Genomic DNA, 19,012 nt, shown 5'->3' on the forward strand with positions numbered 1-19,012 from the left:
ACGGTCGTGGTTGCAGCAGCTAGTGGGCCTCAGGACTCCGCGGGGTCCGTGTCCGAATCGGCTCCGGAGGCCTCCTCCGTCTCGGCGTCGTCGCGCGCCGCGTCGTCGGACTCGCGAAGTTTGAATTTCTGGACCTTTCCGCTCGGGTTCGTGGGAAGCTCCTCGACGAAAGTGTACTCTCGCGGACGCTTGAAGTCGGCCAACTGGTCGCTCTCGAGGGCGAACGCGTCCAAGTCATCCGCGGTGACGCCGTCTCCGACGACGTAGGCGACGACGCGCTCGCCCCACTCTTCGTCGGGTTCACCGACGACGGCGGCCGCTTCGACGCCGTCGTGAGAGAACAGCACGTCCTCGACCTCGGCCGGATAGATGTTCTCGCCGCCGGAGACGATCATATCGTCCTTCCGATCGACCACGTAGAGGTAGCCGTCCGCGTCGCGGTAGCCGAGGTCGCCGGTGTAGTACCAGGTCGTCCCGTCGGCCTCGCGCAGCGACCGTGCGGTCGCGTCCGGTCGGTTCCAGTACTCGCGCATCGTACACGGACCTGCGATGAGGATCTCGCCGATTTCGCCCCGTTCGACTTCCCGATCCGGGTCCGCGTCGGGGTCGACGATCCGGAGTTCGTGATTGAGTGCCGGCAGGCCCGCACACCCTTGCTTCGAGAGTTGATCTTCCGGCCGCTGAAAGACGCCCGCGGGACCGATCTCGGTCATGCCGTACGCCTGGATGTAGTCCTCACAGAGGTGTTCACGGCAGTTTTCCAGCACCTGCTCGGGCATCGGCGCAGCGCCGTACAGGCCGAGTCGTAGCGAGGAGACGTCGACATCGCGCTCTGCGGCCGCCAACGACAGCCCGTTCCAGGCCGTCGGCGCGGCGAACAGGAACGACACGTCGTACTCCTCGATCGCGTCCAACGCGACCGCCGGATCGAACTCGTGGAGAATAACCGTCGTCGCGCCGCGTTGAACGCGCGGGAACAGACTGCAGTGTAACTCCGCACAGTGATACAGCGGCATGACCGACAGTCCGACGTCGTCCCGCGTGACGTTCATCTCGGCGATGCACAACAGATTGTGATCCACCATGTCCCGATGCTCGTGGACCACTCCCTTCGGCCGGCCCGTCGTCCCCGACGTGTAGATGAACGCGTAGGTATCGTCCTCGGAGACGTCGATCGACGGCCGCTCGGCGGCCCCGGACGCAAGCAACGCGTCGAACTCGCGGGCGTACGACGGTCCCTCCTCATCGATATACACGTACTCCTCGACCGACTCGAGTTCAGGTTTCGCGGCCGTGACGGCCTCCCGCGTCGCGGCCTCGAAGACGACGAGTTCGGCCGCGGCATCGGAGACGATGAACTCGATGTCGCCGGCGGCCAGCCGAAAGTTCAGCGGCGTGATGACGGCCCCGAGTTTCGCACAGGCGTAGACGGTGAGGACGAACTCGGAGCCGTTGTGCAACACCGTCGCGACTCGATCCCCGCGTTCGATTCCGAGGTCGGCGAACGCGTTCGCCAGTCGATTGACGCGCTCGTCGAACTCCGCGTACGTAAAGCGGTGGCCCTTGCGCGGGTAGACGATGGCCTCGCGGTCCGGATACCGCGCGACGGTCTGTTCGAGCGTTTCCCCCACCGTGGTATAATGTGACATATGGCACGGTAGTTCGACGGCGGCTCGGATAGCTGTTCGGGTGTCTACGATTGTGCTATCGCTTCGTGCTCCGGTCGCTTCGCACGGTCTCACTTACAGCGGATCGATTGGCTGCAGCTACTGGAAGCGTTCTCCACGGCCCTCGTATACTGTTAGTCGGGCCCAGAATTTCCGTCAGTATCCGTCTCATCCGGCGCAGCATCGGTTTCGTGACCGCTCGAAGAGCCGTCAGGAGGCTCGCTTTCCGTCGGCTCGCTACTGAACTCGTAGGTTGCAATCTCGCTCGCCCCACAGACCGGACACGTCGTCGGGGCGTCATCGAACTTCGAGCCGCAGTGTCGACACTCGTGAAGGACCGGCCCGTCCGGCTCGTTCGCCGTCTCGTCCTCCCGCTGGAGGAACTCCGGGAGGAGTTTGTGGAGTGGCATCTTAGGTGAGTCGTGTCGCCGTCTGTGTGGTCCCGTCCGGCCCGCGAAAGCCCGTTAGTGCGGGTTCGTCGGTGCCGTTCGGTGAGAACACCGTCACGACATCGTGGGGTCTAATTTCGGTATCGCCGTGTGGCGTAATAACCGTGTCGTCGCGTTCGATCGCGATGACGAGCGTCTGTTCTTCGAGGATGCCGTCGTCCGCTGCCGTCTCGAGCGTGCGCCCGGCAATCGGAGCCTCCTCGTGGACGGTTACCTCGACCACTTCGGCACCGCCGGTCAGACTAATGGAATCCGCCAGCGGTTCGCGGCGGTGATCGTCCGCCGGACCGTACGGGCCGTAGGGGAAGTCGTGTTCGTTCTGCATGAGGAACTCGTCTTCGATTTCGACGTCTAAGGTCGCGAGTTCATGACCGATCTGACGCAGGTCGCTCGTATTCGTGCCGACGGCGAGGACGTGGAGATTCAGCCGGCCGCCCATGAGTTCGCGGACGTTGATGACGCCAGGAATCGTGCCGATTCGACGGGCGAGCCCCTCGACATCGCCGAACGGGGCGTGACAGAGAAAGAGATTCATCAGCGACCCATCGGCGTGTTCGAAGTCGACGGTTGCGTGGTAGCCATCGATGATGTCGTGGTCTTCGAGTTGGGAGATTCGGTTTCGGATCGTCGCCCCGGAGACGCTGACATCCTCGGCGATCGCGGGGGCCGACGTGTTCCGAGCATCGGTCATCAACGAATAGATAATTCGACGATCGATTTCATCGAGTCGGTAACTACCGTCGGTCCCGTGTCCCATGTATATTTCTGTGAGACGAGAGAATATATAACTACGGTACGTCTATCCAATACGCGACGGGGGCTATATTTTCGATGCGAAAACAGCACGGATAGTCGGTGTCACACGAAAGTGAAACGGCGAGCCGGCGTTCGGCTACGCCGAGTGGGTCCCATTACGGAGGACGGCACTTAGCAACACAGCAACGGGGATGATTTCCAGACGACCAACCCACATATTGAGGATCAGCATCGTCTTCGGGACGGTCGGCATTTCCGGTCCGGTAATACCCGCATCGAGTCCGACAGTGCTCTGTGCGCTCATCACCTCGAAAATGATGTATTCGAGCGGATAGTCCGGAGCGAGCGCCCACAGGAAAACGGCGATCCCGAGCGCGAGAACTGCAAGCCAGAGGATGAGGACGATCGCGGCCTCCGTGAACTCGCGGTGGATCTGCTCTTCGTCGAGCGTTCGATCGCCGAGTTCGAGCTGTCGAACCGCACTCGCGGGGACGAACACGCTCTGGATTTGCCACAGCGTTCCCTTGATCAGCGTGGCGACGCGGATCAGTTTGAGACCACCGCCAGTCGAACCGGCCGCTGGACCGGTTAGCATGCCGAGACAGACGAGTAACGTCGCGCCGGTCGTCCAGATCTTTTCGGTTCCGTTCCCGATCGTCGTCGTTCCGAACCCGGCGTTCGAGGTCGCAGAAACGAATTGGAACAGCGCGGTCCGAAACGTCGCTTCGATCCCCTCGTACTGCTGGTTGAGCAGCAACACGGCAGTTAATGCGACTCCACCGAGGGCGAACCAGCCGAGCACCCATCTCGTCTGGAGATCCGCGTAGATGTTTCGAATCTCGCCTTTGAGGATGAGGTAGTGGATCGGGAACGCGATGCTACCGGCGACCATAACCGGGATGACGGCGTACTCGATAAGCGGTTTTCCGTAATAGCCGATCGACTCGGCGCGGACCGAGAAGCCGCCGGTTGCGATAGCCGTCATCGCGTGGTTGATTGCGTCCCACGTCGGCATGCCGACGACGACGAACAGTGCGATTCCGGCGAGCGTAAATCCGAGGTAGAGTTTCCAGATTTCACGGACCGTCGAAACGATGCTGGGATGGATCTTCCGCGACCGGGCCTCGCTCTCGTAGAGCGTCAACGAACCGCTTCCGGGCCGTGCGAGGATAGCCACCGTGAGCACGATGACGCCGACGCCGCCGACCCACTCGATAAACGACCGCCACCAGTGCAGCGACCGCGGAAGGACCTCCTCGTCCGCGGCCATCGTCAACCCGGTGCCGGTAAAGCCGCTCATACTCTCGAAGATACCGTTGAGCGGCAGTCGAAAGGCGGCGGTCGTCTCGGTAATCCCCGGCGTGTTCAGCCAGGCCGGAAACGGATCGAGGGTGATCGTCCACGCGATCAGCAAGAACGGAAGTGCGCCGAGCACGCCGATGACTCCCCAGGCCGTCGCCGCGATGAGCATCCCGTGGCGTTTGCCCGGATCGGGCGCATCGATGAACGTGCGGGCGAGCGCCACCCCGATCGCCAGCATCACGGCCCCCGAAACCGCGAACGCCGGCACCGCGTAGAACTCGCCATTGATGAGTGCGACCGGAATGGAGAGAAACGCCATCAGCGAGACGACCTGCACGATTCGGCCCACGTCCCGCCCGACTGTCTCGTACTGCATTACTATGGGTGATCGCCCGTAAACGCTGCAACTGCATCAGCCAGTGCGACATCGTCCGTAAACACCGTAACCTGGTCACCCGGACGGATGATCGTCTCCCCTTTCGGCGCGCGTATCTCCTCGCCTCGTTTGAGCGCGACGACGAGACACCCCTCGGGAAGCACGCCCGAACTCGTGGCCGTTTTGAGCGGTTCGCCGCTCATCGGCGCGTCTTCGGTGACGGTCAACTCCACGAGTTCAGTGTCGTCTTCGAGCTCGATGAAGTCGCTGACCTTCGGGTAGCGAATCGAGTGATAGAGGTAGTCGGCGATCAGCCGCTGTGGATTTTCGATGAGGGTGACGCCGATCTTTTCGAAGACGGGGAGGTTTTCGGGGTCGTGGACGACGCTGACGAGGTTCGGAACGTCGTGTTCCTGTGCGAGCAACATGACCATGATGTTGACGGCGTCGATGTTCGTGGTGGTGATGACGGCGTCCGCACGGTCGATGCTTGCGTCCTCCAGGGTGCTGTGGGAGGTCGCATCGGCGTTGAGGACGAGACAGTCGTACTCGGACGCAACGGCGTTTGCCTGTTCGTCGTCCTCCTCGATGACGACGACATCGTTGCCGTCCGCAATTGCGAGGTCGATCAGGTTCGATCCGATATTGCCTGCGCCGACGATGACGATATACATGGTTGATGGTGGATGGGTGATGGGTGCTCAGTAGTCAGTAGTCAGTGGCCAGTGGTCCGTGATCCATGGTCAGTGACAGTGGGGAGGGTGGTTATGGTAGTGCAAGAGTGTCGTGAACGCGTGTGGATGCGTAGTGTAGCGTGAAGTATAATCGGTTGGATGTCGGGACGGTCCGGCCGACACAGGGCAGTCGAGGGAGAGCCAGAGCGCAAAGCGGGGGATAGCGCAGCGATAGCGCTCGATTTTCGATGGAAACTGCATTTGTGCGTCGATGACAGTATTTCTGATAGCCGAATATAGTTCTATCCACTTTCGATTCCAGAAGTGGTTTTATATAATCAACTCAGCATTCGCATTCGATTGGTACGAGCGGTGATCGATACATACACTAGTATCGGCGAACGACGGTGCGTTCATGGATGAGGTGAGCGACGAATGCGCGTAATCGTCGTCGGCGCTGGCAGGGTCGGTCGCTCGATCGCTGCGAATCTAGAGCAGACACACGAGGTCGTCGTCGTCGACCGAGACGGGGACACCGTCGAGGAACTCACGTACTCGCTCGACGTACTGGCGATTCAGGGAGACGGCACCGAAATCGGGACCTTGCAGGAGGCCGGTATCGAACAGGCGGGACTGGTCATCGCCTGTACGGACAACGACGAATCGAACGTCGTCATCTGCGGGGCCGCGAAGGCGGCCGGTGAAACGTTTACGATCGCCCGCGTGCGACGGCGAACGCTCCTCGAAACCTGGACCGGGTCCCAGGAAGCGTTCGGCGTCGATTTCATGGTCTGTATGGACTTGCTTACTGCACAGACGATCTTTCGCATTTCTGGGCTTCCGGCCGCACAGGACGTGAAGATGTTCGCTGGCGGGCTCGTTCGTATGGTCGAGTTCGGAATCGGGCCGAACAGCCCGGTCGCGAACTCGACGGTCAGCGAGGCGGACCAGTACGATTCGCTGACGTTCGCCGCGATCTTCCGTGACGACGAGATGATCGTCGCGACGGGCGAAACCGATATTCGGGCCGGCGATCGCGTCGTCGTCATCGGCAGTCCCGATTCGGTCACCGGGTTCGCCGACGATATCGTCTGTACGCACGACAACAGCACCGACGAGGTCGTTATCGTCGGCGGCAGCGAAATCGGCTTTCAGACCGCCCGCGAGTTCGAAGAGCACGGCTTCCACCCGCGCCTGATCGAGCAGGAGCACGACCGCGCCCGCGAGTGCGCCGAGAAACTGCCGAACACGATGGTGATGGAAAACGACGCGACCGACGCCGAGTTCCTCTCGCGCGAACACGTCGACGAGGCGGACATCGTCGTCGCGGCCCTCGACGGCGACGAGAAGAACCTGCTCGTCTCCCTGCTGGCCCGCCGTCTCGGCGTCGACCGAACGGTCGCCGTCATCGAGAACCACGAGTACGCCGAACTCTTCGAGACGGTCGGTATCGACGTGGCCGTGAATCCGCGCGAGGTGACCGCGGAGGAGATCGTTCGCTTCACCCGAACCGACAAGACGGAGAAAATCGCCATGGTCGAACGCGACCGGGCGGAGGTTATCGAGATCGAGGTCAGTGAGGACAGCGTTCTCACGGGACGACAGATCGCCGATGCGACGGCCGAACTCCCGGACGGCGTCGTGATCGGCGCAATTTCGCGCAGCGGGGAACTCATCACGCCTCGCGGCACGACGGTTATCCAACCCGGCGACCACGTCGTCGTCTTCGTGGATGCGGCCGTCCTCGATACGGTCTCACGGGTGATTTGATGGGGCGGCGGCTCTACGTCGATTGGCGGGCCGGATTGGCGTTAGTGGGGACGCTCCTCGCATTACTCTCGATCGCATTCGTCCTCCCCATTCTCGTCTCACTCTGGTACGGTGGGGAGGACCTCTTGGAATTCGTCGTCTCGATGGTTGTCACCGCCGCGTTCGGACTCGTCCTTCGAGAACTCGATCCGAATCCAAAACCGGGCGCGCGGGAAGCGTTCTTCGTCGTCGCGTTCACCTGGCTGTTTGCGACGCTCTTCGGAGCCCTGCCGTACATCCTGGCAGGAACCGGCAGCATCGCACAGCCGATCAATGCGATCTTCGAGAGCATGAGCGGGTTCACGACGACCGGCGCGACCGTGATGGAGACGATCTCCGTCGAGGAACACTCCCACGCCATCATGATGTGGCGACAGCTGACCCAGTGGCTCGGCGGCATGGGAATCATCGTCCTCGCCGTCGCGATCCTGTCCCAACTTGCCGTCGGTGGGGCGCAGTTAATGGAAGCCGAGACGCCCGGCCCCGGAATTTCGAAACTCACGCCACACATCGCGGAGACGGCCCGCGTCCTCTGGTTCGCGTATCTCGGGTTTACCGTCCTCTTTATCGTGCTGTTGTACTGTCTGCAGATCACGGGATACGCGACGGAAATGACCCTGTACAACGCCATCGCACACGGGCTGACGGCGCTTCCAACCGGCGGCTTCTCCCCGGAAGGAGCGAGTATCGCAGCCTTCTCTCCCGTCGTTCAGTGGCTCTTCGTCCCGTTCATGTTCATCGCCGGCATCAACTTCGTCCTCTGGTGGCACATGATCTCGGGCGACCGATGGGCGTTGGTCCGTGACACCGAGTTCAGATTCTACCTCGGCGCGGCCACGCTGTTTACACTCATCGGGACGGGCATCCTCTTCTTCGAGACGACGGGTGCCGGGTTCTCCGACTCGATCGAATCCGCGTTCCGCCACGCCGCGTTCCAGATCGTCTCCATGATGAACTCGACCGGGTACGCGAGTACCGATTTCAACAACTGGGCGGGTCCGGCACAGGCGCTCTTGCTGTTCGTCATGTTTCTCGGCGGGAGTACGGGTTCGACCGGCGGCGGGATCAAGATGCTCCGCTGGCTGGTCATCCTCAAATCGCTTCGACGAGAGGTGTTCACGTCGATTCACCCGGAGGCAGTCCGTCCCGTTCGCATGAACGGCTCGGTCCTCGACGAGGATGCGATCCGGGGAATTCACGCGTTTACGCTCCTGTACTTCGTGCTCTTTTTCGTCGGTATTCTGCTGCTCGCCGTCGATACCGCCCGGATCGGATACAACATCGGGACGATCGACCTTGTCAGCGCATCGATCGCGACCCTCGGCAACATCGGCCCTGGCTTCGGTGCCGTCGGACCGATGGAAAACTATGCGAGCTTCCCCTGGAGTTCGAAACTCCTGATGGTACTGTACATGTGGCTCGGCCGACTCGAGATATTCCCGGTACTCGTACTCTTGACGCAGGCGTACTGGCGGTCGTAAGCACGTACAGCAGTACGTTTTAATCGCCGGGATCAGGCTTCCTCGAGTGCATACACCGATCCATCGCCGCTTCCGACGTAGACGACGCCGTCGACGACTGCCGGGCTCCCGGCAACCCACCCGCCCGTGGCGAACTGCCAGTTCTCCTCGCCCGTCTCGGCCGAGAGCGACGTGACGGTGCCGTCCTCGTTACCGACATAGAGCGCGTCTCCGACGACGACCGGACTACTTCGAACGGCGTTCAAGCCGCGGTGGGTCCAGAAATAGCTCGCTGGATCGGCTGGCTGGTCACCCTCCGACTCGGACTCGGCCGCAGGCGAGAGCGCATGAACTCGATTATCGAATCCGCCGACGTAGACCGCGTGGTCGGTGACAGCAGGGCTCGCCGTTACCGAACCCTCGATTTGGAACGTCCAGCGAACCTCGCCGGAGTCGGCTTCGGCAGCGTAGATCGTGTTGTCGTTACTCCCGACGTAGACTGCCCCATTGGCGACTGTTGGTCGACTCTGGATTCGGTCGTCCGTCTCCAACTGCCAGCGCTCGGTTTCCGAGTCGGTATCGATCGCATAGAGCGAGCCGTCGTTACTGCCGACGTAGACGGTCCCGTCGGCGACCGCAGGCGCTCGCAATATCGTCTCATCGGTTTCGAACCGCCACAGTACCTCACCGTCGGCCGCCGAGATCGCGTACAGGTGGTTGTCGCTACTGCCGACGTAGACCACCCCGTCGGCGACCGTCGGGCTCCCGGCGACCGCCCCCTCGGTTTCGACGCGCCACTCCGCGTCGGGAGTCGAATTGGCGTCGGCCGGAATCGCGTAGACGCTCCCGTCGCCGCTCCCGACATAGACCGTTCCGTCAACAACTGCCGGACTGCTCGTTACCGAATCGTCCGTCTCGAACGACCAGCGCTCGGTTCCCGACGACGCCGAAATCGCGTAGAGCGAGCCGTCGTCGCTCCCGACGTAGACCACGCCGTCGACGACTGCCGGGCTGCTGTAGACGCCACCGCCGGTTTCGAACTCCCACCGAGAGACGATCTCGCCGGACGATCCGGGGGCCGGACCTGCACCCGGCGCAACGCCCGTGTTCGCGGCGTCGTACTGGAACGTCTCCCACGCGACGCTCGCGTCCGGATCGGGCGACGGTACGTCCGGCGTCGCGTCGTCGACGCTTACCTTCTCGCTCGATCCGGACAGACACCCCGCCAGGCCGAGCAGACAGCCGGTCGCTGCACTCGTCACAAACGTTCGCCGATCGCACTGTCCGTTCATTCGTTTCTGTGTGACCGTCCGCTATCCCGATATATGGTCTTTCTGTAACAGGATCGTCGAACGCTTCCGGCTGACGCCCATCGGGCTTGCCGCCCTACCGGGACTGCGGTCGGGCCACAACGCCGAGGTGGTCCGCGTGGTACTGCTCGAGCCGGCGCGTCTCCAGTATCTCGTACTCCGCCTCGAGTTCAGCGCGCACGTCTGCAAACACGTCTTCGGGGTCGCGCGTCACGTCCTCGCTACGGGCCTTGACGGCGAGCAGCAGTCGGCCATCGTCGGCGAGGAACCGGCGGTTCTCGAGCGCCACGCGGGCCTGGCCGCGCGTCGCAACGTCCTGGACGATGGCGTCGACGTTCGATTCGACGACGTGGGCGTAGGTCGCCGGCTTGCGGGCGTCCGCGAGCAAGGGGAACAGTCGGGGACGCGAGGCGGCCGTCTCGAGGAGGTCCCGCGCGGGGCGCGCGGCGAACTCGACGGCGTAAGTGGGGCCGGCGAAGTCGGCGACGTGGCTCACCGTCGTTCCGCTGGCCGCGCCGAGATAGAGGACGGTCTCCTCGTCGCCGCCCTCGAGCCCGATGTCCATCTCGAGTTCGAGCATGGCACCGAGTTTCGAACGGGTGGGGTTCCAGGCGCGCCAGTCGCCGTCGGTGGGTTCGCCGTAGACGGGGTCGCCGCGGGTGGCGAGTCGATCCGTGCCGTCGAACGTGTGGCGTTCGACGCCGGCGGGGAGGCCGTCACTCATCCGTTTCGCCTCCGCTGTCACCGCGGTCGTCGTCTTCGGCCGTCCGCGCCTGAATCGTCTCGATCCGCTCGGCGAGTTCAGCTTCGAGTTCGGGTTTGCGTTCGCCGGAGTAGTGATCGACGCGCGCGGCGATCGAGAGTTTGCCCGCGACGGCGCGCGCCGCCGAGCCCCGTTCGTCCGGGTGCGTGCCCCGAACCGCGTCGTGGACGTAGATCAGCCCGTGCTTGGGGGAGGGCGCGTGACCCCGAAGATGGGCGAACAGCGCGTCTTCCGCGCCGAGCACCTGGATCGTCCCGCTCGGTTTCTTCGCCACGTCTTCGAGGCCGCCGGCCAGCGAGATCAGCCGCGCGGCGAGCACCGGCCCGGCCAGCGCGGCCAGATTCGGCGCGATGGTCGGCGTCTGGCGCTCGACGAACTCTCGGAGCTCGGCGGCCTCGTCCGCGAGATCGACGACGCGTTCGGCCAGCGACGTGATCGGCTCCGATTCGGATTCGAGTTCGTGGTCGCCGCGCGCGAGTTCGCGGGCGAACGAAACGCCGGTGCCGGCGTCGGGGTCGACGGTGCCGGCCCACTCGGCGAGGCGCTCGGCGAGTTCGTTCGCGGTTCGCTCGCAGTCGTCCATGGCGCGGACGGCGTGGACGAGCTGGCGGTCGTCCGCCGCCTCGCGTTCGGTGACGGCGGCTCGGGTGGCGGCCATCGTCGCGTCGTGGAGTCGGTCGTAGTAGGCCGCCTCGTCGTCGGCGAACTCGTCGTCGACGGCCAGGGCGGGCCAGTCCTGCGGTGTTTCGGTCTGTCCCTCGCGAATCGCGGTGACTACGGTGGACCCGTCTCGAGCATCGCGGGCGTCGCCGGCGTCGCGATCGTCGAGCCCATCGAACTCGTCGGGGTCGATATCCGCGAACCAGCCCGCGGTCCGGGCGGCGCTGTCGGTCATACTGCTATCGTAGTGACCGGGCTCGTATATGCGTTCCCGAACGGTGAGCGCGGCCGACGATCCCGGCCCGCGTCTGGTTACTCGTCACGCCCGCGCCGTCGCCCGAACAGTCGATCCCGAAGCGACCGCGATGTCGGCCGCTCGGCCAGCAGGACCGACTGGTCGAGTTCGGCGGCGATATCGTAGGCGAGCGAGCCGCGAAGCAGTCGGGAGAGGAGGCCGCGCTCGGTCGCACCGATGATCGTCAGGGAGTGCTCGCGGGCGGCCGTCGCGATCGCGGAGTCGACGTTTCCGGACGTATCGACGCGGATCGAGGCGTCCGCAAGGTCGTGGTCGCTCGCCCACTCGGCGAGAAACGCCTCGCCGTCGGCCCTGCTCGAGTCGTCGTCGACGACGTGCAACAGTGTAATGGAGGCTCCGACCTGCTCGCGCAGGTCTCGGGCCACCTCGGCGCTCAGATCCGAATTCGGCCCGCCGCCGGTCGGTACCAGAACCCGATCCGGATCGAACTCGCCGTCGTCGAGGACGAGAAAGTCACACGGCAGATCGTGCGTGAGTTCGTCGATCGGGCGCTCCGCTCGACCCGCCTCCCAGGGCCGATCCGAGCCCCACCCCATGACGACGGTATCGGCGCGCTCGCGCCTGGCGACGTTGAATATCTCCTCGAACGAGCGGTGGGACACCACCGTCTTGACCTCGACCGGCACGTCGAAGGTCTCCGTCCGCTCGCGGACGGTCGCCAGCAGCGTCTGCGATTCCGCGTCGATTCGTTGTACGTGCTCCGCTCCCGCTTCGAGCGGCGTCTGGTCGGGAACCTCGACGATGTGCACCACCGTGACGGTCCCGTCGTTCGCCTTCGCGAGCGCGCTCGCAAGGGAGAGCAGCGCCGACTCCGTTCTCGGATTTGAGACCGGTACGACGACGGTGAACTCGCCGTTTTCGCTAGGTTTCACGGCAGTAGTTACTGCTATCAGTGCATACAGCAACTGCTCAGGTCGCAGGAGAGGAGTGATGGTCACAATCCCGTCGCCTCGTTTCGTAGCTACCATGTGGAGTTCCGAACGCGTCAACGCAGACGGTCTCGTCTGTCGCCTGAACTACGGGCTGGTGGCCCTTAGAGAATACTGTTGTCAAGACCATCGTGTGCGACGATGATTAATCAACCAGAAGATATGATCAAACAGCCGGTGTGCAAAGAGACGAACGGTCCAACGAACGCTCGCGTCGTAATATCAGAGATACTGTGACTCGGTGTGCTCTGACTCGTCCGCTGGCGTCGACGGCTCCGGCGTGACGCCCGTGTCGGCAGCGCCCGTCTCGCCGTTGCTCGACGTTCCGAGCAGCCGATCGCGAATGCTCCGCGTGTGTTTTTTCTCCGCGAGCAGCACCGAACACTCGACATCTTCGAGCACATCGAGCACGAGCGAGCCCCGAACGAGCCGCGAGAGCACACCCTTCTCTGTCGCCCCGATGATCAACAGCGTCGCGTCGGTAGCCGCCTCGTCGATTCGAGTCTGTACGTCGCCGGTCTCCACCTGCCGCGTCGCGTCTTCGAGATCGTGCTCGGCCGCCCACGACCGCAGGAACGCCTCTCCCTGCTGGCGGTCCTCGGCGACGTGCAGCAGCGTCAACTCGCTGTCGTACTGCGCCCGCAACGTTTGGGCGACCGCCGCCGCGAGATCGGAGTCCGGCCCGCCGGCGGTCGGCAGCAGAATCCGATCCGGATCGAACCCGCGATCCCGAAGCACCAGGAAATCGCACGGCAACGACTGGGTGAACTCGTCGATCGCCGTTTCGATTCGGGCGTCGGAACCGGTCGCTTCCGGCCCCCAGCCGATGACGCACACGTCGGCGTCGTACCGCGTCGCCGCGTCGAACATCTCCTCGAAGCCGCGGTGTGAGAGCACGGCGTGCGTTTCCACGTCGACGCCGTAGGTTTCGGCATCGGTCCGCGCCCGCTCGAGCAGATCAGCAGCCAGCTCCCGTTCGTTCTGATCGCGTGCAGCCGCGAGCGAGGTCTGGTCGGGGACCGTCTCAATATTGACGGCGACGACGGTGCCGTCGTGCTGGTCGGCGATCGCCGACCCGAGCGTGATGAGGTGCTTCTGGGTCGAGGGATTCGCCAGGGGTACCATCACCCGGTAATCGTTTCCGGTCGGCTGGACCGAGGCCGTCGCCGAGACGGCCGCGTCGGGGAACTCCTCCGAGCGGTCGAGGATGTACTGCCCGAGGACGCCGCCTGTTTCGATCTTCGATCGGGCGTATATCAGGTACCAGATCGCACCGAGGATGACGAATACCATCGACAGGATGATGATCCTCGGGTCAATGAACGCGATGAGCGCGAACGAGAAGATAGCCCCTAGAATCGGCGTAATCGGGTACAGCGGGACGCGAAAGCTGGGATCGTATCCCGACGGCTCGGCCTCCCGGAACACGATCAGCGCGAGGTTCAGGAGTCCGTACACGATGAGATGGAGCACGCTCCCCGCGGTGGACAGCGCTTCGAGGCCGCCAAAGGTGAGAAACACCAGAATGAGCGCACCCGTAATCGCGATTGCACGGTACGGCGTTGCAAAGCGCGGGTGGATCTCGTTGAGCTTCGGCGACACGAGTTTGTCACGACCCATGGCGAAGTTGATCCGCGACGAGGCGAGAATCGATGCGTTGGCCGACGACGCGGTCGCGAGTAGCCCGCCAAACAGCAGCGCGTAGCCGCCGAGCGGGCCAATCAGGAGCTCCGCGACCTCGACGACCGCCGTTTCGTTGTTTGCGACCACGTCGGTCTCGACGGCCGCCAGCATCGCCAGCAAAATAACGGCGTAGGACACCGTGACGATAAGAACGCTGCCGATGACCGCCCGCGGAAGGTTTTTCCCGGGGTTCTTGATCTCCTCCCCGACGGAGGTGATCTGGACGAAGCCGAGGTAGGAGACGAAGATGAGCCCCGTCACCGGGAACAGCTGCGACCAGCCGAACGGGTCGACCGGCCGGAGCGTTTCGAGTTCGGCGTTGAGCAACCCGAACAACGTAAAGACGGCCAGAATCCCCATCAGTACGACGACGATGACATTCTGCAAGAGCCCGGTCTCCTTCGCGCCGACGTAATTGACGAAGATGAAAAACGCTGCGCCGATCAGTCCGATTATCTGCGCCGGTTCGAGGGCGACCAGGCCGATCGTCAGCCCCGAGATCGAGACGAACTGGTTGATATACTCGCCGAAGCCGTACATGTAGAACGCCGAGGCGAACGCGAGTCCCATCCAGTTCCCCCAGCCGGCGATCGAGCCGAACAGCGGGCCGAGTCCCTCGTTGATGTAGTAGTACGCGCCGCCCGAGACCGGCATCGCGGTCCCCAGTTCGGAAGCGGAGAGGGCGGTCAACATCGCAACGACGCCGCCGATAACGAACGCGAGCGCGGCGAGCGGGCCGAGTTGAGCGACGGCAGTCCCGGGAAGAACGAAGATGCCGGCACCGATCATCGTCCCGACGCCGATGGTGAGCGCGGCGAGCGGGCCGAGGTCCTTGGCGAGTTCTTCGTCGGCGGCGCTCATCGGTGTGATCGCCCTCGCTGTCGCCGTCCGTAGGAATCGAGAATCGAAAGTGAGTGAGTCATTGGTATTGCTGTGAACGGTGTGGCGTGGTGGCTCATTCGCTATCCTTCGTCGATGCTGTACCCCGACGCTCTGCGGACGCGGTGGAGCGGGGAAAGCTGCATCTGGTCGGAGACGTTTCGCGACGATTCAAACATACGTGACCGAAGTGGGACTTTCCTCTTAACTGGTTCGTTTGCCGGGCGAGAATTTCGAGAAGTAATACCGACGGGTAGTGACTCGTCGAGGATCACTGATCCGGGACAACAATCGACGGACGCCCGAACGAACGCACACGAGTCGGTGGACGATGGCGGTAAATACGAGCACTGTCCCTCGGAAACCCCGAGAAACGGGGATACCACAGAAGTTGCCCGTGATTGTGATGGAACGGCGGCGATCCGCCGAAGAAGACGTGGTGTGGTCAAACACCCACAATAGATATCGAAAATAGTACGTTTGAGTACCTAATCGAATATTTTGAGGAGGGCTTCAGAAGACTTAACCGTGTACCCGGATTTTGTATAGTCGCAATGGCAAACGGAACGGTTGATTTCTTCAACGACACAGGCGGCTACGGTTTCATCGAGACGGAAGATGCTGACGACGACGTGTTCTTCCACATGGAAGACGTTGGCGGCGAGGATCTGACGGAAGGGACCGAGATCGAATTCGACATTGAACAGGCCCCCAAAGGCCCTCGCGCAACGAACGTCGTTCGCGAATAACGACGAGTTCACCGGATCGTCAGCAGACGAGACTGTGTGACTTCGTTTTTCTCGCAGACCGAGTCAGTACACGTGACAAGCGGCGCGATAGCCACCGTATGATCACTATTCGCGTAGCCGACGGCACAGACGGCCGAGCGAGTAACGATAGATAGTCGCACGAGTTCGTTATTCAAATGGTCGCGTGAACTCGCGTTACGTACAGGGAACGTATCAGCACGGGAGAGACAAGTGGTGGAAATATAATGAGGACTATCTACCACCAAAACAGCCATTGGTGTATATTTTCTAACTACGATATGGTTAGGTTCAAATTTGCGTTCGCCGCCGGCATTTTTGCGGTTCTTGGTACGGCAGTCACTCAATTACTACAGCTAACTTTCATCGAATCTACTGTGGCGAACGCAGCTATAGAGGGTCTTTTCGTAGGAGCAGTCGTCTATCTTGGTCTCAAAACTCTCGAACGATCTGTGGACTCACAGTAGTTCGCACTCAGTATGGTGGCATGGGCTACTCGCACACGTAGTTACCCACCTAATTCAGTTTCAATCGTGTTCTGAATAAAAATCGTGCTACCAACGACTGGTAACACGGTGATAGGGAGCTGTCGTACTGTGGTCCAGTTCGAGTTCGCTCTCGACGACAGCACTGAATGCCCATCGATTAAGACCCGGGATGAGAAACTGGTTACTATGAGTCTCCCGATCGACCCCGCGACGATTGACCCGGAAGCGTTTGGCGAGAAACAGGCGGTCCTCGAGATGGACCACGAGGAAGCGATCGAATACGTCCGCGAGGTCTGTCTGGACACCGGCTTCGGCATTCCAGCCGAGTTCTCTCCCTCGGAGCTGTTGAACGAGAAGGTCGACGCCGACCGCGACCCGTACTACGTGCTCGGTGCCTGCAACCCCGAGATCGCGGATCGGGCACTCGACGAGACGATGAAAATCGGCGGGCTGTTCCCCTGTAACGTGATCGTCTGGGAGGAGGAACCGGGCCGGCAGCGAGTCTATCACATCTCGATTATGAAAATCGCGCGGCTGCTCGGCATGGCACCCGACAACGACGCGTGGGCGGAGATCGTCGACGAGACCGGCGACCTCACCGCCGAACTGTTCGACGAACTCAGGTCTGCAGACGCCGCCGTGTCGGAATAGCTGGGCCAGCGCTCTTTTCCCGTCAATCACGAGTTCAAGACAGTACCGAATGTCAACACTTACGTGTCAAACAGTTCACGTAGGCGTATGGACGTTCGAACGACCTCCTTCGCCCTCCTCCTCCTCGTCCTCGCCGCAATCGCCGCCCTGATGGTCGCACCGCTTCTTCAGTACGTGATGGGTGCCGCGCTCCTCGCGTTCATCCTCTACCCCGCGTTCGAACGGCTCGAACCCTACGTCGGCGCTCGCATCGCCGCCCTCGTCCTCACGGCACTCGCTATCGTCGGGGCCATCGTTCCCCTCCTGATCGTCTCACTGGCCGTCCTCAACACCGTCGTCTCGTTTGCGACCGACCTGGATGTCGCCACCACGCTCGACCGGCTCCGAACCGTCGCAACCGACGAGTTCGGTCTCGACACCGAGCGCGTGCAGTCGCTCGAAACCGCCGCCCTCGACGAACTCGAAGCCTCGCTCTCCGATGCCGTCGAGATCGCCCTCTCAGAACTGCCGGGCCTGATAAACCGGGGTATCGAGATGGGCGTCGGCCTGCTCGTGTTCGTCTTCCTGCTGTACTACCTGCTCGCCGACGGCGACGAACTCGTCGACTGGCTCCGCGAGGTCGTGCCGCTCGAGGATCGCGTTCGGGACGAACTGTTCGACGAGATTTACGTGGTCACGTGGGCGGTCATCGAGAGTCACGTCCTCGTTGCGGTCGTCGAGGGGCTGCTCGGCGGACTCGGCTTCTACCTCCTCGGCGTTCCGAACGTCGCGTTCTGGACCGTCATCATGGTTATTCTCTCCTTTCTGCCCGCGGTCGGAGTCTGGCTCGTCTGGGCACCCGCAGTCGGCTACCTGCTGTTGACGAGCGGAACGGCCCGCGCCGTTGCGATGCTCCTGTACGGGCTCACGGTCCTGTCGCTGGTCGATAACTACCTGCGAGCCTACGCCGTCGACAAGGGCTCCGGATTGCATCCGGCGGTCGTCATCGTCGGCGTTATCGGCGGAATTTACCTGCTCGGCATTATGGGTCTGTTCCTCGGCCCCGTGCTGTTGGCGGTGTTTAAAGCGGGACTGAACGTCTTCAACAAGACATCGCTGAAACCGCAGCGGCGGACACGATCCGAGTCGGCCGGGCAGGCGACGGAACCCGTTTCGAATCCGGAGTCGGCGGCGACGCCGCCGGCAGAACAGTAGCCGACGAGCGTCGCGTCTCAGTCCGCGTGTTGGGGTTGGTCGAATCGGGTCGTCGACGGAACGCCGACGCCCGTCAGCGTCATCAGGAAGAGCACGACCGGCGAGAGCAGTCCGAACAGGTAGAACGGCGCGTACTCGAGCGTCCCGACGCCGGTCACGGAAGCCATGTAGACCCCGCCGGCGTGCCACGGGATGAGTGCGCCGGTCGGCGTCCCGGCGGCCTCGACGGCGCGCGAGAGTTCGTCGCTATCCAAGGAGAACTCGTCGTAGAGATTCCGCAGCGTCATTCCCGGCAGGACGATGCTCATGTATTGCTGGGCGGTGAGAACGTTGATCGCGATGGCGGACAGTCCGGTGCCGGCGATGAGACCGCGGGAGCTGCCGACGCCCTTCGAGAGGTGGTGGGCGAGTACGGCGAGCACGCCGGTCCGCTCGAGCAGGCCGCCGAGCGAGAGCGCGGCGACGACGACGGTGATCGTCCAGGCCGAACCCGTGAGCCCGCCGACGTTGAGGAGTTCGTTGACGAGTTCAGAGCCCGTGGCGGGTTCGGTACCGCCGATGAAAACCTCCCAGGCGGCGACGAAGTCGTGACCCTGGACGACGACCGACGTCAGCGCGCCGGCGATCGCGCCGACGACGAGCGTCGGGAGTGCGGGATAGCCCCGCAGCGCGAGGCCGAAGGTGAGCACGAGCGGAAGGAACGCGAGCAGCGAGAGGGAATACGAACTCGCGACCGCGGACTGGATCTCGGCGATCTGGCCGCCGGGAACGGAGCCGCTCGTCTGGAGCCCGAGGAGTGCAAAAAGCGCGACCGTGATGCCGAACGCGATCGCGGTTCCAGTTCGCATGCGGTAGATGTGGTCGTAAAGCGGCGTGTTC

The 19,012-nt window shown here is 62.8% G+C and carries 15 protein-coding genes and 1 pseudogene; 5 read left to right on the plus strand and 11 right to left on the minus strand.

What is annotated here, in order from left to right; translation table 11 throughout:
* Positions 1–29: 29 nt before the first annotated feature.
* From C480_RS15590 to C480_RS15610, 5 genes are all read right to left on the minus strand, one after another.
* Positions 30–1,649 (minus strand): fatty acid--CoA ligase, encoded by a 1,620-nt coding sequence (locus C480_RS15590; RefSeq protein ID WP_049903762.1) that lies wholly within the window; start codon positions 1,647–1,649, stop codon positions 30–32.
* Between the two features lie 152 nt (positions 1,650–1,801).
* The gene (locus tag C480_RS15595) at positions 1,802–2,077 is read right to left on the minus strand and encodes an FmdB family zinc ribbon protein (RefSeq protein WP_006666583.1); all 276 of its coding nucleotides are present in this window, start codon (positions 2,075–2,077) and stop codon (positions 1,802–1,804) included.
* Between the two features lies 1 nt (position 2,078).
* Complete coding sequence (locus C480_RS15600; RefSeq protein ID WP_006666584.1) at positions 2,079–2,873, minus strand: Lrp/AsnC family transcriptional regulator; 795 nt, start codon at positions 2,871–2,873, stop codon at positions 2,079–2,081.
* Positions 2,874–3,008: 135 nt separating this feature from the next.
* Positions 3,009–4,550: a TrkH family potassium uptake protein gene (locus C480_RS15605; protein WP_006666585.1), complete on the minus strand. Its 1,542-nt coding sequence runs from the start codon at positions 4,548–4,550 to the stop codon at positions 3,009–3,011.
* Positions 4,551–4,552: 2 nt separating this feature from the next.
* Positions 4,553–5,224, minus strand: coding sequence for a potassium channel family protein (locus tag C480_RS15610; protein ID WP_006666586.1), 672 nt, complete (start codon positions 5,222–5,224; stop codon positions 4,553–4,555).
* A 435-nt stretch (positions 5,225–5,659) separates the two neighbouring features.
* Between C480_RS15610 and trkA the strand changes: the two genes are divergently transcribed.
* On the plus strand, positions 5,660–6,994 hold the full coding sequence (gene trkA / locus C480_RS15615; RefSeq protein ID WP_006666587.1) for a Trk system potassium transporter TrkA: 1,335 nt from the start codon (positions 5,660–5,662) through the stop codon (positions 6,992–6,994).
* Positions 6,994–8,514 carry a TrkH family potassium uptake protein gene (locus C480_RS15620; protein ID WP_006666588.1) on the plus strand — a complete coding sequence of 507 codons (1,521 nt, stop codon included), beginning with the start codon at positions 6,994–6,996 and terminating at the stop codon, positions 8,512–8,514. Before trkA ends, C480_RS15620 begins: the two co-directional genes overlap by 1 nt.
* A gap of 32 nt (positions 8,515–8,546) precedes the next feature.
* Here the strand turns inward: C480_RS15620 and C480_RS15625 are convergent, their stop codons facing one another.
* The 5 genes and pseudogenes from C480_RS15625 to C480_RS15645 form a co-directional block, all read right to left on the minus strand.
* The gene (locus tag C480_RS15625; protein ID WP_006666589.1) at positions 8,547–9,785 is read right to left on the minus strand and encodes a beta-alanine-activating enzyme beta-propeller domain-containing protein; all 1,239 of its coding nucleotides are present in this window, start codon (positions 9,783–9,785) and stop codon (positions 8,547–8,549) included.
* A 94-nt stretch (positions 9,786–9,879) separates the two neighbouring features.
* On the minus strand, positions 9,880–10,527 hold the full coding sequence (locus C480_RS15630) for a fibrillarin-like rRNA/tRNA 2'-O-methyltransferase (RefSeq protein ID WP_049903765.1): 648 nt from the start codon (positions 10,525–10,527) through the stop codon (positions 9,880–9,882).
* Positions 10,520–11,461 (minus strand): NOP5/NOP56 family protein, encoded by a 942-nt coding sequence (locus C480_RS15635; protein WP_006666591.1) that lies wholly within the window; start codon positions 11,459–11,461, stop codon positions 10,520–10,522. Before C480_RS15635 ends, C480_RS15630 begins: the two co-directional genes overlap by 8 nt.
* A gap of 77 nt (positions 11,462–11,538) precedes the next feature.
* Positions 11,539–12,420, minus strand: a pseudogene (locus C480_RS15640) (universal stress protein); the annotation flags it as partial.
* A 273-nt stretch (positions 12,421–12,693) separates the two neighbouring features.
* Entirely contained in the window at positions 12,694–15,015 is a 2,322-nt protein-coding gene (locus C480_RS15645) for an amino acid permease (protein ID WP_006666593.1), read from the minus strand.
* A 572-nt stretch (positions 15,016–15,587) separates the two neighbouring features.
* Here C480_RS15645 and C480_RS15650 point away from each other — a divergent pair.
* The 3 genes from C480_RS15650 to C480_RS15665 all read left to right on the plus strand — a co-directional run bounded on the left by C480_RS15650 (position 15,588) and on the right by C480_RS15665 (position 18,133).
* Positions 15,588–15,782: a cold-shock protein gene (locus C480_RS15650; protein ID WP_006108889.1), complete on the plus strand. Its 195-nt coding sequence runs from the start codon at positions 15,588–15,590 to the stop codon at positions 15,780–15,782.
* A 692-nt stretch (positions 15,783–16,474) separates the two neighbouring features.
* Complete coding sequence (locus C480_RS15660; protein ID WP_049903798.1) at positions 16,475–16,939, plus strand: DUF302 domain-containing protein; 465 nt, start codon at positions 16,475–16,477, stop codon at positions 16,937–16,939.
* Between the two features lie 87 nt (positions 16,940–17,026).
* Positions 17,027–18,133, plus strand: coding sequence for an AI-2E family transporter (locus C480_RS15665; protein ID WP_006666596.1), 1,107 nt, complete (start codon positions 17,027–17,029; stop codon positions 18,131–18,133).
* A 17-nt stretch (positions 18,134–18,150) separates the two neighbouring features.
* Here C480_RS15665 and C480_RS15670 read toward each other — a convergent pair.
* Positions 18,151–19,012, minus strand: an 862-nt coding sequence (locus C480_RS15670; protein WP_006666597.1) for a Na+/H+ antiporter NhaC family protein, incomplete at its 5' end; no start/stop codon positions are given.

This window comes from Natrialba aegyptia DSM 13077 (assembly GCF_000337535.1).
Taxonomy (GTDB): domain Archaea; phylum Halobacteriota; class Halobacteria; order Halobacteriales; family Natrialbaceae; genus Natrialba; species Natrialba aegyptia.

Excerpts from the sequence above, each read along its gene's own strand:
- C480_RS15590 (WP_049903762.1), bottom strand. The coding sequence starts at position 1,649 with ATGTCACATTATACCACGGTGGGGGAAACGCTCGAACAGACCGTCGCG.
- C480_RS15595 (WP_006666583.1), bottom strand. The coding sequence starts at position 2,077 with ATGCCACTCCACAAACTCCTCCCGGAGTTCCTCCAGCGGGAGGACGAG.
- C480_RS15600 (WP_006666584.1), bottom strand. The coding sequence starts at position 2,873 with ATGGGACACGGGACCGACGGTAGTTACCGACTCGATGAAATCGATCGT.
- C480_RS15605 (WP_006666585.1), bottom strand. The coding sequence starts at position 4,550 with ATGCAGTACGAGACAGTCGGGCGGGACGTGGGCCGAATCGTGCAGGTC.
- C480_RS15610 (WP_006666586.1), bottom strand. The coding sequence starts at position 5,224 with ATGTATATCGTCATCGTCGGCGCAGGCAATATCGGATCGAACCTGATC.
- trkA (WP_006666587.1), top strand. The coding sequence starts at position 5,660 with ATGCGCGTAATCGTCGTCGGCGCTGGCAGGGTCGGTCGCTCGATCGCT.
- C480_RS15620 (WP_006666588.1), top strand. The coding sequence starts at position 6,994 with ATGGGGCGGCGGCTCTACGTCGATTGGCGGGCCGGATTGGCGTTAGTG.
- C480_RS15625 (WP_006666589.1), bottom strand. The coding sequence starts at position 9,785 with ATGAACGGACAGTGCGATCGGCGAACGTTTGTGACGAGTGCAGCGACC.
- C480_RS15630 (WP_049903765.1), bottom strand. The coding sequence starts at position 10,527 with ATGAGTGACGGCCTCCCCGCCGGCGTCGAACGCCACACGTTCGACGGC.
- C480_RS15635 (WP_006666591.1), bottom strand. The coding sequence starts at position 11,461 with ATGACCGACAGCGCCGCCCGGACCGCGGGCTGGTTCGCGGATATCGAC.
- C480_RS15645 (WP_006666593.1), bottom strand. The coding sequence starts at position 15,015 with ATGAGCGCCGCCGACGAAGAACTCGCCAAGGACCTCGGCCCGCTCGCC.
- C480_RS15650 (WP_006108889.1), top strand. The coding sequence starts at position 15,588 with ATGGCAAACGGAACGGTTGATTTCTTCAACGACACAGGCGGCTACGGT.
- C480_RS15660 (WP_049903798.1), top strand. The coding sequence starts at position 16,475 with ATGAGTCTCCCGATCGACCCCGCGACGATTGACCCGGAAGCGTTTGGC.
- C480_RS15665 (WP_006666596.1), top strand. The coding sequence starts at position 17,027 with ATGGACGTTCGAACGACCTCCTTCGCCCTCCTCCTCCTCGTCCTCGCC.